We start from the raw sequence: 13,821 nt of genomic DNA, 5'->3' as shown, positions 1-13,821 counted from the left end.
CGGTCAGCCGTCGTGCAGGAACAGCTTTTGTTCTTCCACGAGGTGCAGTTTCGTGATCTCGACGGCCGCCTCGACATCGCGCGTCGCAATTGCGTTGAATAGAGAGTTGAACCGCGCCTGGTAGCTTTGGATACGCCCGGGCGTGAGGTGCTTGCGCATCAAGGCGGTGCGGAAACTCTGGCGGCAGACCTCGATGGTCAGCTCGTAGCAGGCTTCCAGCAAGGGGTTGCGCGTGGCCCGCGCGATGGAACGATAGAACTCTTCCTCGCAGCGGATGAACTCATTCAGATCGGTGCGCACGGTCTCGATCTGGGCCACGACCTGCGCCAGTCCGTCGAGATCCTTGGGGGTCATGTTCATCACCGCCATGCGGGTCATTTCCGGCTCGATGATCGACCTGACGATGAGGTGATCCAGCGGGCTGGTGCGTTCGCCGACCGATCCGGGCATCGGGGCCTCTGTCCGGTGCGACTGGTATGTCACGAAACTGCCGCTGCCCTGCCGGCGTCGGATTAACTCGCGGCTTTCTAGGACGTCCAGCGCCTCGCGTACGGTGTTGCGCGACACGCCCAGTTCCGCCGCGAGGGCACGCTCGCTGGGCAGGCGCGAGTCAGGGGGGTATTCGCCTGACTGGATCCGGACCAACAGCTTGTCGACAACGATGCGCACGGTTTCCCCGATGGCGTGGTCGGGGGCTATGTCGGCATTTTTCGTGTTCGGCATCTGAATGTCCGTAAGGGCTGTCCGGCTGTGCTTGTGCAGCATGGTATGACATGGGTTCAACCCGCCACAAGCTGCGTCGAATGCAAAAAGGCCCCGGAGCGACGTCCGGGGCCTTTCCTTGGGGGCTTGGCGTCAGCTGCGCGGGACGTTGTCCGCGTGGGTGGTGACATCCGGTTCGAGGTCCCAGTAGACCTTGTCCAGCCCGTCGATCTGGTCGTCGTCTTCGACCCGCAGGCCCACGGTGGCCTTGAGGATCACGGACAGGACCAGGGCGGTCACTACCCCGGTGCCCAGGCAGACCACGATGCCGGCGAGTTGCATGATCAGCGAGATTTCACCGTGCTGGAAGGCATAGGCGCCTTCCTCGATGCCCAGGTAACCACCGCGCGGGGTACCCGCCTTGAAGAGGCCAAGCGCAACCATGCCGGTGATGCCCGCGCCGATGAACAGCGGGAACAGCTTGTGCTCGTCGATGCCGCGCTTCAGCGTGAACTCGTAGACGATGTAGGATGCAAATGGTGCAACAAGGCCCAGGACAAAGGCCTGCCAGGGCATGTAGACGTCAAAGCCCGAGGCGCCTGCGACATAGCCGGCAAGCGGACCCAGCAGCGTGTAGGCATAATTGCCCGACTTGTAGGCCAGCAGCATGCCGGTGATGGCGCCGCCTGCCCAGACAAGGGCGTAGTTGTTCAGGGCGACGCCGACGCTGGTTTCCGCCATCGTCACGCTGACCGCCAGGGCTTCGGGATCGAAGAAGAACAGGCAGGACAGGATAACCATCGGCAGACCGGCAAAGATCAGCAGCAGGCCGGGGGCGCAGAGGCCGATGCTGGGCGCAAGGTAGGCCGACACGCGGGCGTGCGGTTCCATCATGCCGGGGCGCTTGCCCAGCATCGGGGTAAAGACCAGTGCCATGCCCGCCGGGAACATGTAGACAAAACCAACGCCAAAGAAGTCGTGGAAACCCGCGTTGGTCAGCGGACCGACCGAGCCCCAGGTGGCCCAGCTGAGGATCGACGACACGACCGCCGCAACCACGCAGACGATATAATAGGCCGCCGGCTTCATCCGTTCGGACACCGAGAAGTGGAACAGGATGTTGATGATGCCCGCAAAGACCGCGAGGAAGAAGATGAAGATCTGGAAGGTGTTCAGCCCGGGGAAAACCGCAGGGTCCAGCGCGTGGGCGTGAACATTGGTCAGGCCGCCGCCCAGCCACCAGTCCTTGATGCTGTCCATCATGGTTGCGCCTTCCATGATGTAATACTGCGCCGCCCAAAAGCCGAAGCCGATAACGTAATAGGTCGCGAAGCCGAGGAAAAAGCCCAGCGTCTTCTCGATTGTAGAGTTGAAAAGGCTCTTGCGGCGGGCGGTGCCCGCGTCGATCAGCAACAGCCCCACGACGACCAGGATCGCCCCCACGGTGCCAGAGCCGTAAAGGAGGTTCTGGACCAGTGAATTCAGTGTGACTTGTTCGGCGTATATTGTGCTTACGTCGAGTGACATTTCGTCTTCCCTCTTGGACTTTGTCTTGTTCCGGTCTTTCTTGGCCGGCTCACTTGGCTGACACCGAAAAACGCAACGGAAGACCAATGCCAGCGAGCTGGTAACCATTTTGAACCACATTCGCGGTTGAATGGACCTGCGGTTATGATGACGAAAAATTGGCACTTTTCAAACAAAACATTCACTCAAGAGAAACAATTTTTCTAACGAGCGATGGGAGTGGTGCCGAAATTTGCGGGTGCACGATGTGCGGTGTCTGTATTTTAGTGCTTTAAATTAGATACTTATGGGTTTTTGCCTGATTTGTCAGCGCTGCTGGCGTCTGCTGCAGAATTGGTCCATTCGCTGAGCGCCTTGGGCCGTATGGCAGGCCATCGTTCCGGCCCGTCACAAGCGGAATCTGAGATGGAACAGCCCATTGGTTGCCGAAGTTGAGCCGAAATTCAGGGGTTTGGCGGCTTGAAGCCGTCCATCGGCATAAGGCCAGGTTCAAGCGCTCCATTTGTGCTCGGATCGCGGGCGTTCTGCTTTAAACGTGGGCTTTCCCGCCGCCAATGGTTGTGCGGTGTGCTGACGTAAGTGGATTGCTGGCCGCCCGGCGGTCGCCCGAGAATCAATGACGCAGGGCCCTCGGCGATCTATGACAGCCGCCCGCGCTGCATCATGGGCGTCACGCCGTAGGCGGTCCGGTAGACCCGCGCAAAATGGCCGGGGCTTTCGAAACCGCAGGCAAGGGCAACATCGAGGATCGACATCTCGGTCTGGACCAGGAGGTGCCGCGCCCGTTCCAACCGCATCTCCATGTAGTATTTTTTCGGCGAGGCGTTCAGGTACTTGCCGAAGAGCCGTTCGAGTTGCCGGGTCGAGATCCCAAGGTCCTGCGCGATGATCGTGGGTGAAATCGGGCTGTCGAGGTGATCGCGCATCCGGGTGATGGCGGCGGCAAGATGTGGGTTACGCATGCCGCTGCGCGACTGGAGCGAGACCTTCTGTGCGGCGGTTGCTTCGCGCACGGCGTTGTAGACCATCTGATCCGCCACCGCGACCGAGAGATCCTGACCGTGGTCCTCTGCGATCAGGTGCAGCATCAGGTCTGCCGTGGCGGTCCCGCCAGAGGCCGTGGGGTGCTTTGCATCGGCGACAAAGACATTGCGCAACAGGTTCACCTCGGGGAACTTCTCCATGAAGCTGTCGTGATATTCCCAGTGGATCGCGGCATCGCGCCCGTTCAGGAAGCCGCCTTTGGCCAGTACCCAACTGCCGGAACAAAGTGCGCCGATCCGTGTCCGGGTGAGGCGATCCTTGCGGCGCAGCGCTGTCAGCAGGGCAGTGTGATCCTGCGCCTGCATCCCGATACCTGACAGAACGAAAAGGCGGTCGCACTGGGGTAGGTCGTCGAACCCGTGGTGTACCGCGATCTGCGTTCCGTCCGAGCTGCACGCGTTCTGTCCGTCGAGAGAGGCATAGGTCCAGCGATACAAGGGCCGACCGGAAATCAGGTTCGCGATCCGCAACGGATCCACGGCGCAGGCAAAGGCGATATGCGTGAAATCTTCGACCAGGGCGAAGACGATGTGCTGGGTCTGGGTCATTCCCCTTGGTGCTTTCTCGCAGGGCCGGACGGCCAGTGGCGCATGGGATCGGCAGATCGTCGCGTGATGCGATGATGATCCGCCGCTTGTCTGCTGCCATGGATTTTTATTGTAGACAAGTTGTATTTTCAGGGATAGGCGAACGGCAAGGGATGTCGACACGGCAAGCGCCCGAGTGGACCGGAACGGAGTTGAAGGCATGAGCGAGAAGGCGATCAGCAAGAAGGCCCGGTGCGTCGAGGACGTGCGGCGCAGGATCCTGACGCAGGCCTTCGAACCTGGCAGCTACCTGGACGAGGCGGAACTGTCGCAGGCCTATGACATCTCGCGTCCGCCGCTGCGTGAGGCGCTGAACCAGCTTGCGGGTGAGGGTTATGTCGTCCTGCACAAGAACCGCGGTGCGCAGGTTGCGCCGATGACGCACAAGACGATGCGCAACTTCTTCATGGCGGCGCCGATGCTCTATGCGGCAGTGACACGGCTTGCGGCCGAGAACGCGACCGAGGCGCAGGTGATGCAGCTGAAGGACGCGCAGACGCTGTTTCGCAAGGCGATCCGCGATGGCGACACCGCAGAACGCGCTCTGATGAACCAGCGCTTTCACGCCATCATCGGCGAAATGGCCGACAACGAGTTCCTGACGCCCAGCCTGCGGCGCCTGCTGATCGACCACACGCGGGTTGGCATGTCCTTCTATAACCCGCGCAACCGCGCGATGGCCGAACAGCGCAGCGTCGCTGCTGATCAGCACGACCAGTTCATCGCCCTGATCGAGCAAGGCGATGCCGAGGGTGCGGGCCAGCTTGCGCTGGACCACTGGGAACTGTCGCGGGCGGAGATCGAAAGCTTTGTCACGCCTATGGGAATGCGGATCCCGCTTGGCCCCGCGCCGGGCGCAGGGATGCGGAAAGGAGAAAAATGAAGTTCGACGGCATCTATACACCTGTCATCACGCCGCATCGCGAGGATGGCAGCATCGACCGGGAGGCGCTGGCCGCCCAGATCGAATACCTGATTGCCTCCGGAGTGCATGGTCTCATCAATGGCGGCTCGACGGGGGAATACTACGCTCAGACCCTGGCAGAGCGGCAGGAGATAGCCAGCTTTGCGAGGGAAGTGATCGGGGGCCGCGTGCCACTGATCGTCGGCACCGTGGCGATACGGCTGGAGGACTCGGTTGCGATGGCGGAACACGCGGCCCGGATCGGGGCGGATGCCCTGCTTGTCGGTTCGCCGCCCTACGCAGTCCCGACCGAGCGCGAGAATGCGCTGAACGCCTTGGCCGTTGACCGAGCGGCGGATCTGCCGATCATGCTGTACAACTACCCGGGCCGCATGGGCATCGACATGGGCGAGGAATTCCTCGACCGGGTGGGCCGCAGCCGAAATTTCTGCGCGATCAAGGAAAGCTCGGGCGACATCAACCGCGTGCACCTTCTGGCGCGCGACTACCCGCATATCCAGATGTCCTGCGGCATGGATGACCAGGCGCTGGAGTTCTTTGCCTGGGGCGCGACAAGCTGGGTCTGCGCCGGATCGAATTTCCTGCCGCAGGAACACATCGCGCTGTGGCGGGCCTGCCGGGTCGAAGGCGACTTCGACAAGGGCCGCCGGATCATGTCGGCGATGATGCCACTGATGCGGGTGCTGGAACAGGGCGGCAAGTTCATTCAGTGCGTGAAACACGGCTGCGAGATGATGGGCCAGTACGCCGGCCCGCCGCGACCTCCGCTGCGGCCGCTCAACAAGGATGACAAGCGGCAGTTGGAACAGGTGGTGCGCGTCCTGAAACGTACCGTGGCCGAGATCGAGGCCGAAACGCAGGCGGAGGCAGCAGAATGAGTGATCTTTTGACCCGTGAGGAATACAAGGCCATCGCAGCCGGGCTGACCCTGCCGACCCAGGCTTTCGTCGACGGCAGCTTTCGCGCCGCGCAATCGGGCAAGACCTTTGACAGCACGAACCCGGCAACGGGCGAGGTGCTGGCGAAGGTTGCAGCCTGCGGCCCGGAAGATGTGGATTTCGCCGCCCGGAAGGCGCGCGACGCCTTCGAGGATGGCCGCTGGTCGCGCCTGCATCCTGGTCAGCGCAAGGAGGTGCTGATCCGACTCGCCAAGCTGATGAAGCGCAACGCGCGCGAGCTGGCGGTGATCGAAAGTCTCGACAGTGGCAAGACGATCTTCGACTGCGAGACAGTGGACGTGCCCGAAACGATCCACTGCCTGACATGGCACGCGGAACTGATCGACAAGATCTATGATCAGGTCTCACCGGCTTCGGACGATCACATCGCGATGGTCGTGCGTGAACCCGTGGGGGTCGTCGGCCTCGTGCTGCCCTGGAACTTTCCGCTGCTGATGCTGGCGTGGAAGATCGGCCCGGCGCTTGCGGCGGGTTGTTCGGTGATCGTGAAACCGGCCGAAGAGACCTCGTTGACCGCGTTGCGCGTTGCCGAACTGGCGATGGAGGCGGGTGTGCCTGCGGGGGTGTTCAACGTGCTGCCGGGGGCGGGGCCCGAGGTGGGCGAACCGCTGGGCCGTCACATGGACGTGGATGCGGTCAGTTTTACCGGGTCGACCGAGACCGGGAGGCGGTTCCTGCGCTACGCGGCAGAGTCGAACCTCAAGGAAGTCACGCTGGAAATGGGGGGCAAGAACCCCGCTGTCGTGCTGGAGGATGCCGAGAACCTGGATCGGATCGCGGCGCATGTGGTCAATGGCGCTTTCTGGAACATGGGCGAGAACTGTTCCGCCTCCTCGCGCCTGATCGTGCAGAAGGGCGTCAAGGACGCGCTTTTGGAACGGATCAAAGCCCATGCCCGGGAATGGCCGATGGGCGATCCTCTCGACCCGGTGAACCGGGTCGGCGCGCTTGTCTCCCCGGCACATTTCGACAAGGTTCGGTCCTACCTGGGCAAGGGACCAAAGGTGGTGATGGGCGGCAAGGCCGAGAACGGCTTTGTCGAGCCGACGATCCTCGAGGTCGCTCCGGACGCGCCACAGGCCCGGGAAGAGATCTTTGGGCCGGTTCTGTCGGTGCTGACTGTGGACAGCTTCGACGAGGCGATCGCGATGGCCAATGACACGGAATACGGCCTCGCCGCCTCGATCTTTACCGCCAACGTCAAGCGGGCGATCCGCGGCGCGCGGGCCCTGCGGGCGGGGACCGTGACCGTCAACAGCTTTGGCGAGGGCGACAGCGCGACACCCTTCGGCGGGTTCAAATCCTCGGGCTTTGGCGGACGCGACAACGGCATCCATGCCCATGACCAATACACCCAGCTCAAGACCATCTGGATCGACCTTTCCGATGATGCGGATGAGGCGGTGAATTGAACCGACGCAGTGTCACCCGCCTGCCGGCCCTTCCCGGGCCGGCGGCTTGGAACGCGATCCTTGGTCCCGCGCCGACCTACGCGCCGCTAGAGCATGCAAAGACCGCCGACGTGGTCGTCGTTGGCGCGGGCTTTGCCGGACTGTCGGCGGCCCGGCGGCTGCAGCAGATCGACCCAGGCGCGCGCATCGTCGTGCTGGAGGCGGGGCGTATCGCCGAAGGCTCTGCCGGGCGCAATTCGGGCTTCATGATCGATTTGCCACATGAACTGACGTCGGAAGATTATGCGGGGGCCGGGGACGACCGGGCGATGATCGACTTGAACCGGCAGGCCATCGGTTTCGCCGGCGCCGCGGTGGAAGACTATGGCATCGACCGGAACTACTTTGACCGCGCGGGCAAGGTGAACGGCGCGGCCAGCGAGACAGCCCAGGCGCACAACCGCAGCTATGCAGCGCACCTGGAAACTCTGGGCGAAAGCTCCGAGATGCTCGACGCGCAGGACATGCGGGATCTCACCGGCTCCACGCACTACCGGTCGGGATTGTATACGCCCGGCACGGTCATGCTGCAGCCCGCGGGCTATATCCGCGGGTTGGCCGCCGGGCTGTCGCGCGCCGGCGTGACGCTCCACGAACAAAGCCCGGTCAAGGCGCTGGCGCGCGAAGGCGCAGCCTGGCGCCTCGACACTCCGGGTGGCGCGATCAGCGCGGGCCGCGTGATCCTGACCGTCAACGGCCATCTCGAAAGCTTCGGTTTCGAGAAAGGGCGGCTGATGCAGCTGTTCCTCTACGCAGTAATAACGCCGGAGCTGGGCGCCGAGGCGCTGAGGGCTCTGGGCGGGCAAAGCCGATGGGGCATCACGCCCTCGGACCCGATGGGCACCACCGTGCGCCGCATCGACACCAAACAAGGCGGCAACCGCATCGTCACGCGCACCTGCGCCACGCTGGCGCCGGGGCGTCGGATCGGTGCGGGACACGTTGCGCGGGCGTCGCGGATCATGCAGCGCAAGTTCGACGACCGTTTCCCGCAACTGCGCGGCATGAGGATGGAATACTCCTGGGCCGGGCACCTTTGCCTGACGCTCAACGGAGTCTCGGTCATGCGCAGGCTGGATGAGGGGCTGTTCTCGGGCTGCGTGCAAAACGGGCTGGGCACCGCGCGCGGCACATTGACAGGGATCGGCGCGGCGGAACTGGCCTGCGGTGTCGAAAGCGCCATCACCCGTCATTTTACTGCCGAGGCGCGGCCCGGACGCCTCCCGCCGCAGCCTTTCCAGCAGATCGGCGCCAACGCTGTGCTGCGCTACAAGGAATGGCGCGCGCGGCACGAATAGGTGCCGCGCCTGCGGCACGTTGGTCAGTATTCCTGGTTCAGCGCATCGGCGGGCGGGATCTCCAGTTCGCGCCGCGCGATGTAGTCCCGCAGCGCTTCGTCCTTGGCCACGTCCAGCTTGGGCTCCTGGTATTCCGACAGCAGTTCCCGGGCGAATACCAGCGCCCGCGCAGTGATTTCCTTCGATCCTTCCGCGACCCACTGTTCGATCGAGTTGTTGTCGAACAGTTCAGGCATGAAATAGGCCTTCTGGAAGTGCTCGAGCGTGTGCGGATGGCCAAGGTAATGCCCGCCCGGACCGACATCGGGCACCGCCTTCAGCGCGGTCTCGAAATCTTCCCACCTTGGTCCCTCGGCCATGCGGTAGGCCATCGCGCATTGCTCGGCATCGACGACGAACTTGGCCACGGAACAGTGCATCCCGGCCTCGTTCCAGCCAGCAGAGTGCCAGATGTAATTGGCGCCCGCGTGAATCACCGATGACAGCGTCGTGGCGCTTTCATAGCCCGCCTGTGCGTCAAAGGTCTTGGCCCCGCCCAGCGTGTTCGATGTCCGCCAGGGCACGCCGTAGTGGCGCGCCATCTGACCGATCATGAAGTTCATCAGGCTGATTTCCGGCGTGCCGGCCATCGGCGCACCGGATTTCATCGAGACGGTCGACAGGTAATGGCCGTAGATTGCCGGACAGCCGCGCCGAATGATCTGGGTATAGGCCAGCGCGCTCAGTGCCTCGGCATTCAGCTGCGCAACAGTGGCTGGCACGCTGGCTGGCGTGTTGGCCCCGCCCAGCACGAAGGGCGAGCAGAGAACCGGCTGGTTGCGCCTGCAGAAGGCGCGCATGGCGCCCAGCATCGTTTCGTCCCAGACCAGCGGCGAGTTGCCGTTGCAGTTACCCGTCGTGACCGGGTTCTCCTCCATGAACTCCGCGCCGAAGAGGATCGCGCACAACTCCATCACGTCTTCGGCGTTCCTGGGCGAGGTGGTCATGCCCATGAAGGTCTTGTCCGAGTGTTTCATGGACGAATAGGTGATGCGCAGGTGCCGCTGGCTGATCGGGTGATCGCAGGGTTCGACGATGTGATGGGCCGAGGAATGCAGGCTGGGTAGCATGTGCGCCAGCTTGTGGAACATGGCCAGATCGTCCAGCGTCGGGATGCGCCGCTGATCGTCCAGGTCGCGCAGGTAGGGCGCGCCGGTCATCGGGACAAAGATCGAATGCGGTCCGCCCAGGCGGAGGTTGTTGGCCGGGTTGCGCGCGGAATATGTGAAGTCGGCGGGGATCGTGGCGATCAGGTCGCGGATCAACCCACGGTCCGGGTAGACCATCTCGCCCACCACCTTGGCGCCCGCCGCCGTCCAATCGGCAAGGGCAACGGGGTCGCGGAACATCACGCCGACGTTTTCGAGGATGTCCATCGAGGCCGCGTCGATACGCTCGACCTGGGCGCTGTCCATCACCTCGCAAAGCGGTATGCCCCGGGTCAGCCCCGGCAGCATCCGCAGGTCACGCGTGCTGCGCAGCGTGCGGCGGGCAGAACGTCCGCCGGAACGGGCGCGGGGGCGGGGCATTGTCTCGGTCATCGCGGGATCTCCTCTGGCTTGGGAAGATCATGCCGCCGCGCAGCCGGTGCTGGCGTGCCGGATTCCGAAGCAGGTGCCACGACAAACGACTCCGGCCCGCCGAAGCGGGCCAGAGAGGATCAGACGTCGAGTTCGACGGCGCCGATGGGCTTGGAGCAACAGGCGAGGATGTAACCGTCGTCGATGTCGTCCTCGGAGATGCCGCCGTTGTGAACCATGTGTACTTCGCCGGAGGTCTTCTTGACCTTGCAGGTTCCGCAAACGCCAAAGGTGCAGCCCGAGGGGATGACGATGCCGGCGCCGCGGGCGACCGCCAGGACGGTGTCGGTTTCGGTACAATCTGCCGCAACCTCGGAACGGGCGAAGGCGATGCTTGCGCTGGCCGCCTCGTCCGGGATGACATCGTCATGCTCGGGCAGCTGCTCTTCTTCCTTGACCGGCGCGGTAAAGCTCTCCTGGTGGTAGCGGTCCATGTCATAGCCAAGCGCGATCAGCATTTCGCGCACGGCATTCATGAAGGGCTCCGGCCCGCAGCAATAGACCTCGCGCTCCAGGTAATCGCCCGCGATCAGGCCGATCATCAGCTGGTTAAGGCGCCCGCGCAGCCCGGTCCAGACGCGATAGGGGTCGTCCTCTTCAACGATGAAGAACAGCTTGAGCGATGGCACGCGCGAGGCCATCTGTTCCAGCCGCTGACGCGCGATGATGTCCTGCGGGCGCTGCGCGCAATGCACGAAGGTGACATCGATGTTGGTGCCTCGGTCATACAGGTAGGTCGTCATCGACAGCGAGGGCGTGATGCCGGAACCGGCCGAGATGAACAGGTATTTCTTCTGCTCCTTGCGCGGCAGCGAGAAGATGCCGGCCGGGCCGATCGCCTTGATCTTCATCCCCGGTTGCAGGTGGTCCAGCATCCAGCGTGTGCCGACACTGCCTGCCTGTGCCTTGACCGTGACCGCGATGGTCAATGGCCGCGAAGGCGAAGATGAGATCGTGTAGGTGTTCCAGACCGTGCCGCCCGGAACGGGCAGTTCCAGTGTCAGGAACTGCCCCGGGTCATAGCTGAACTGCGCGCCCGAGGCCGACACGAAGCTGAAGGTTGCCGTGTTCGGTGCCTCGGGCACGACCGCGCAGCAGACCAGCGGCTCTGCATCGGTCCAGATGCCATCATCCGCCGAGGCGGTAAGGTCCATGTCCAGTCCCATGCCCTTACTCCGCCGCGATCGGGGTGACGCCGCCGGTGATCGCGCGGATCATCGTGTTGGCGTACCAGTCGACGAACTGGATGTTGCCGCCTTCGTGGGTCGGCGAATAGGGTCCGGGCTGGTAGGCGGGCGAGAGAATGCCGCGCTGGTTGTTCTCGACCACTTCACGGTCTTCGTCGTTGGTCGCGATCCAGACCTCGGTCAGGCGTTTGAGGTCGTAATCCTGGCCTTCGACCGCATCCTTGTGGACCAGCCACTTGGTGCAGACCTCGGTTTCCGTCGCGCTGATCGGCGTGACGCGGAACAGCAGGACGTGATCCGACAGGAAGTGGTTCCAAGTGGCGGGATACTTGAACTTCAACAGCGAACCGGCGTTCCGGAACGGCAGATTGGAATTGGGTTTCGTCACCGCGACCTTGCCGTCCATCGTATAGCTTTCACCGGCGTCCAGCAGCGGCGTGCGCACGAAACGCCAGTCGCCCAGTCCCGACATCCTGAAGGCCGAGGGGGCCCCCGCCGCCTCGCAGCGTTCGCTGTGTTCCTTCTGCAGGCCGGTCAGTTCGGCGCTTTCGTCATTGCCGATGGCACGCGGGTCCTCGGGGAAGGTGCGGCACAGCGAGGGGTGGTTGCCCGAGCAGTGATAGCACTCGCGGTTGTTTTCCCAGACCAGCTTCCAGTTGCCCCGCTCGACGATGGTGCTTTCGTAGGCGACCTTGGAATTCTCCAGGTCATGCGCCGCCAGGTAGCGCGCGGTTTCCGCGGCCAGCTCGTCGATGGCGGGGGCGTCATCGGCCAGGCAGATGTAGACCATCCCCGACAGGTTGCGGCAGTGCACCTGCTTGAGCCCGTGTTGCGAGGCGTCGAAATCGGGGCCCATGTCGCGCGCCCACAGCAGGCGGCCATCCAGTTCGTAGGTCCACTGGTGATAGGGGCAGACCAGCTTGGGGCCGGTGCCCTTCCTGGTCTTGCACAGGACCGATCCGCGGTGGCGGCACGAGTTGTGGAAGGCACGGATTTCACCGTCGTTGCCGCGCACGATAACGACGGAATAGGCGCCGATCTCGTGCACGATGTAGTTGCCGGGCTTGGGGATCTCGCAGGAGGGGATCGCGAAGAGCCATTCCCGGTACCAGATGCGGTCCATGTCGGCCTGGAACACGCCCGGATCGCAATACAGCTCCTGTGCGAGGGAATAATCGGGCTTTCGGCGCATCAACGTCGAAAGAACATCGGATTCGCGCAGCATTCGGCACCTTTTCTGCTGTGTGCCCGCCCAGCGGCGGGAGGTTGGTCGCGTTGAAATGTCGATAAGGTCGGCGAGTCGGCGGACCGACCCCGTGCCTCTGACGTCGCAATCGCACGCGGCGGTTTCCGCCACGTCGAGAATTGCGACTCCGAATATCCAATTTGCGACCGGAGGTGTTCAGCCCCTTGGATTCAGCAGGACGCCGACGGCGGGCAGGTCGTCTTGCGGGCTGGCCTGGGCCTTGCGGTATTCGCCCGGGGCAAAACCGCGTTCCGCCTTTAGCACCCGCGCCAGGTGGGTGCCGTCGCAAAACCCGGTGGCCAGCCCGATCTCGGCCACCGGATCATCCGTGTTGCGAAGTTTCTGAAGGGCGCGATCCAGCCGGATGTCCAGATAGACCTTGGAGGGCGGCTGCCCCAGGTCGGCCAGGACACGCCGTTCCAGCGTCCGCCTGCCGACCCCCAGTTGCCGGGCGAGCGCAGCAATCGACAGCGGCACCTCGATGTTCTGCTGCATGCGCAGGATCGCGCGTTTCACCAGGTCGTCCTTGGGCGCGCGCGCCGTCTGCTGGCCCGGCTGGGCCTCGTCCCCGCGCAGGGCCTCGTCGATCATCATGATGTTGAGGCTTTTGATGGCCGCGGACTGCCCAACATGACGCGAGACCAGAAAGGCCGCAAGGTGGGCCGAGCCGTGCCCGCCGGAACAGGTCAGCCGGTCCCGGTCGACGACGAAGATCTGGTCCGAGACCGGCTGGACCGCGTCGAAACGATTGACGAAATCCTGATGGTGGAACCAGCTGACGCAACAGCGATAGCCGTCCAGCAACCCGGCCTCGTGGAGCAGGAAGACCCCTGTGCACAGGCCCACAACCGGCGTTCCGGCCTCGGCTCGCGCGGTCAGAAAGGCGCTTTCCGCCCGGCTCAACGCGGGCTTGTCGCTCATCACGCCGCCGACCACGACGATGTAATCGAACTTGCCGGCCCGGCGCAGCGAGGTGTCCGGCGTGACGCGCACGCCGCAACTGGACCGCACCGGGGTCATCGTGTCCGACAGAACCGCCCAATCGCAGAGGATGGGCCGCGACATGTCCGCCTCGTCCGCGGCCAGCCGCAGGACGTCGACGAAGTTGGCAAAGGCGGACAGGGTGAATCTGTCGGCCAGCAGAAAGGCGACGCTCAGCCGCTTGCGCGGGGCAGGCGCGGGCGGTGTCGATCCTGTGCGTTCGGGCATGGCGCAAACCTGCAGGTTGGATGGCGCAATCATACCGACGTGCCGCGCAGGACGCCAGTAGGTCTGC

At 63.7% G+C, this 13,821-nt stretch carries 11 protein-coding genes; 4 read left to right on the top strand and 7 right to left on the bottom strand.

The genetic code is table 11. The features are described 5' to 3' along the window. Window positions 1-3 precede the first annotated feature (3 nt). The 3 genes from ACQY5B_RS16540 to ACQY5B_RS16530 form a co-directional block, all read right to left on the bottom strand. The gene (locus ACQY5B_RS16540) at window positions 4-723 is read right to left on the bottom strand and encodes a FadR/GntR family transcriptional regulator (protein WP_305970391.1); all 720 of its coding nucleotides are present in this window, start codon (window positions 721-723) and stop codon (window positions 4-6) included. Window positions 724-855: 132 nt separating this feature from the next. Next, window positions 856-2,229: an ammonium transporter family protein gene (locus ACQY5B_RS16535; protein ID WP_420328464.1), complete on the bottom strand. Its 1,374-nt coding sequence runs from the start codon at window positions 2,227-2,229 to the stop codon at window positions 856-858. 638 nt (window positions 2,230-2,867) lie between these two features. After that, window positions 2,868-3,821 (bottom strand): GlxA family transcriptional regulator, encoded by a 954-nt coding sequence (locus tag ACQY5B_RS16530; protein ID WP_305970389.1) that lies wholly within the window; start codon window positions 3,819-3,821, stop codon window positions 2,868-2,870. A gap of 199 nt (window positions 3,822-4,020) precedes the next feature. Between ACQY5B_RS16530 and ACQY5B_RS16525 the strand changes: the two genes are divergently transcribed. The 4 genes from ACQY5B_RS16525 to ACQY5B_RS16510 are packed head-to-tail and all read left to right on the top strand — an operon-like array spanning window position 4,021 to window position 8,493. Then, complete coding sequence (locus ACQY5B_RS16525; RefSeq protein ID WP_420328466.1) at window positions 4,021-4,743, top strand: GntR family transcriptional regulator; 723 nt, start codon at window positions 4,021-4,023, stop codon at window positions 4,741-4,743. Beyond that, window positions 4,740-5,663, top strand: coding sequence for a dihydrodipicolinate synthase family protein (locus ACQY5B_RS16520; RefSeq protein WP_420328468.1), 924 nt, complete (start codon window positions 4,740-4,742; stop codon window positions 5,661-5,663). Before ACQY5B_RS16525 ends, ACQY5B_RS16520 begins: the two co-directional genes overlap by 4 nt. Beyond that, window positions 5,660-7,156 (top strand): aldehyde dehydrogenase, encoded by a 1,497-nt coding sequence (locus ACQY5B_RS16515; protein WP_420328470.1) that lies wholly within the window; start codon window positions 5,660-5,662, stop codon window positions 7,154-7,156. The genes ACQY5B_RS16520 and ACQY5B_RS16515 overlap by 4 nt, the downstream gene beginning before the upstream one ends. Continuing rightward, window positions 7,153-8,493 (top strand): NAD(P)/FAD-dependent oxidoreductase, encoded by a 1,341-nt coding sequence (locus ACQY5B_RS16510; protein WP_420328472.1) that lies wholly within the window; start codon window positions 7,153-7,155, stop codon window positions 8,491-8,493. The genes ACQY5B_RS16515 and ACQY5B_RS16510 overlap by 4 nt, the downstream gene beginning before the upstream one ends. Before the next feature lie 23 nt (window positions 8,494-8,516). On the opposite strand, the gene ACQY5B_RS16505 is transcribed toward ACQY5B_RS16510, so the two are convergent. The 4 genes from ACQY5B_RS16505 to ACQY5B_RS16490 all read right to left on the bottom strand — a co-directional run bounded on the left by ACQY5B_RS16505 (window position 8,517) and on the right by ACQY5B_RS16490 (window position 13,754). Beyond that, window positions 8,517-10,073, bottom strand: a complete 1,557-nt coding sequence (locus ACQY5B_RS16505) for a trimethylamine methyltransferase family protein (RefSeq protein ID WP_420328473.1) — start codon at window positions 10,071-10,073, stop codon at window positions 8,517-8,519. A gap of 119 nt (window positions 10,074-10,192) precedes the next feature. Continuing rightward, window positions 10,193-11,278, bottom strand: coding sequence for an FAD-binding oxidoreductase (locus tag ACQY5B_RS16500; protein WP_420328475.1), 1,086 nt, complete (start codon window positions 11,276-11,278; stop codon window positions 10,193-10,195). Between the two features lie 4 nt (window positions 11,279-11,282). Beyond that, the gene (locus ACQY5B_RS16495) at window positions 11,283-12,524 is read right to left on the bottom strand and encodes an aromatic ring-hydroxylating oxygenase subunit alpha (RefSeq protein ID WP_305970382.1); all 1,242 of its coding nucleotides are present in this window, start codon (window positions 12,522-12,524) and stop codon (window positions 11,283-11,285) included. 177 nt (window positions 12,525-12,701) lie between these two features. Continuing rightward, a complete protein-coding gene (locus ACQY5B_RS16490) occupies window positions 12,702-13,754 on the bottom strand; it encodes a GlxA family transcriptional regulator (RefSeq protein ID WP_420328477.1) in 1,053 nt (350 codons plus the stop codon). Window positions 13,755-13,821: the final 67 nt, after the last annotated feature.

Source organism: Antarctobacter sp. (assembly GCF_965277915.1).
Lineage (GTDB): Bacteria > Pseudomonadota > Alphaproteobacteria > Rhodobacterales > Rhodobacteraceae > Antarctobacter.
This window is presented reverse-complemented; position numbering and strand designations above follow the sequence as displayed.

Coding starts and splice junctions, on each gene's coding strand:
- ACQY5B_RS16540 (WP_305970391.1), bottom strand. CDS start 723: ATGCCGAACACGAAAAATGCCGACATAGCCCCCGACCACGCCATCGGG.
- ACQY5B_RS16535 (WP_420328464.1), bottom strand. CDS start 2,229: ATGTCACTCGACGTAAGCACAATATACGCCGAACAAGTCACACTGAAT.
- ACQY5B_RS16530 (WP_305970389.1), bottom strand. CDS start 3,821: ATGACCCAGACCCAGCACATCGTCTTCGCCCTGGTCGAAGATTTCACG.
- ACQY5B_RS16525 (WP_420328466.1), top strand. CDS start 4,021: ATGAGCGAGAAGGCGATCAGCAAGAAGGCCCGGTGCGTCGAGGACGTG.
- ACQY5B_RS16520 (WP_420328468.1), top strand. CDS start 4,740: ATGAAGTTCGACGGCATCTATACACCTGTCATCACGCCGCATCGCGAG.
- ACQY5B_RS16515 (WP_420328470.1), top strand. CDS start 5,660: ATGAGTGATCTTTTGACCCGTGAGGAATACAAGGCCATCGCAGCCGGG.
- ACQY5B_RS16505 (WP_420328473.1), bottom strand. CDS start 10,073: ATGACCGAGACAATGCCCCGCCCCCGCGCCCGTTCCGGCGGACGTTCT.
- ACQY5B_RS16500 (WP_420328475.1), bottom strand. CDS start 11,278: ATGGGACTGGACATGGACCTTACCGCCTCGGCGGATGATGGCATCTGG.
- ACQY5B_RS16495 (WP_305970382.1), bottom strand. CDS start 12,524: ATGCTGCGCGAATCCGATGTTCTTTCGACGTTGATGCGCCGAAAGCCC.
- ACQY5B_RS16490 (WP_420328477.1), bottom strand. CDS start 13,754: ATGCCCGAACGCACAGGATCGACACCGCCCGCGCCTGCCCCGCGCAAG.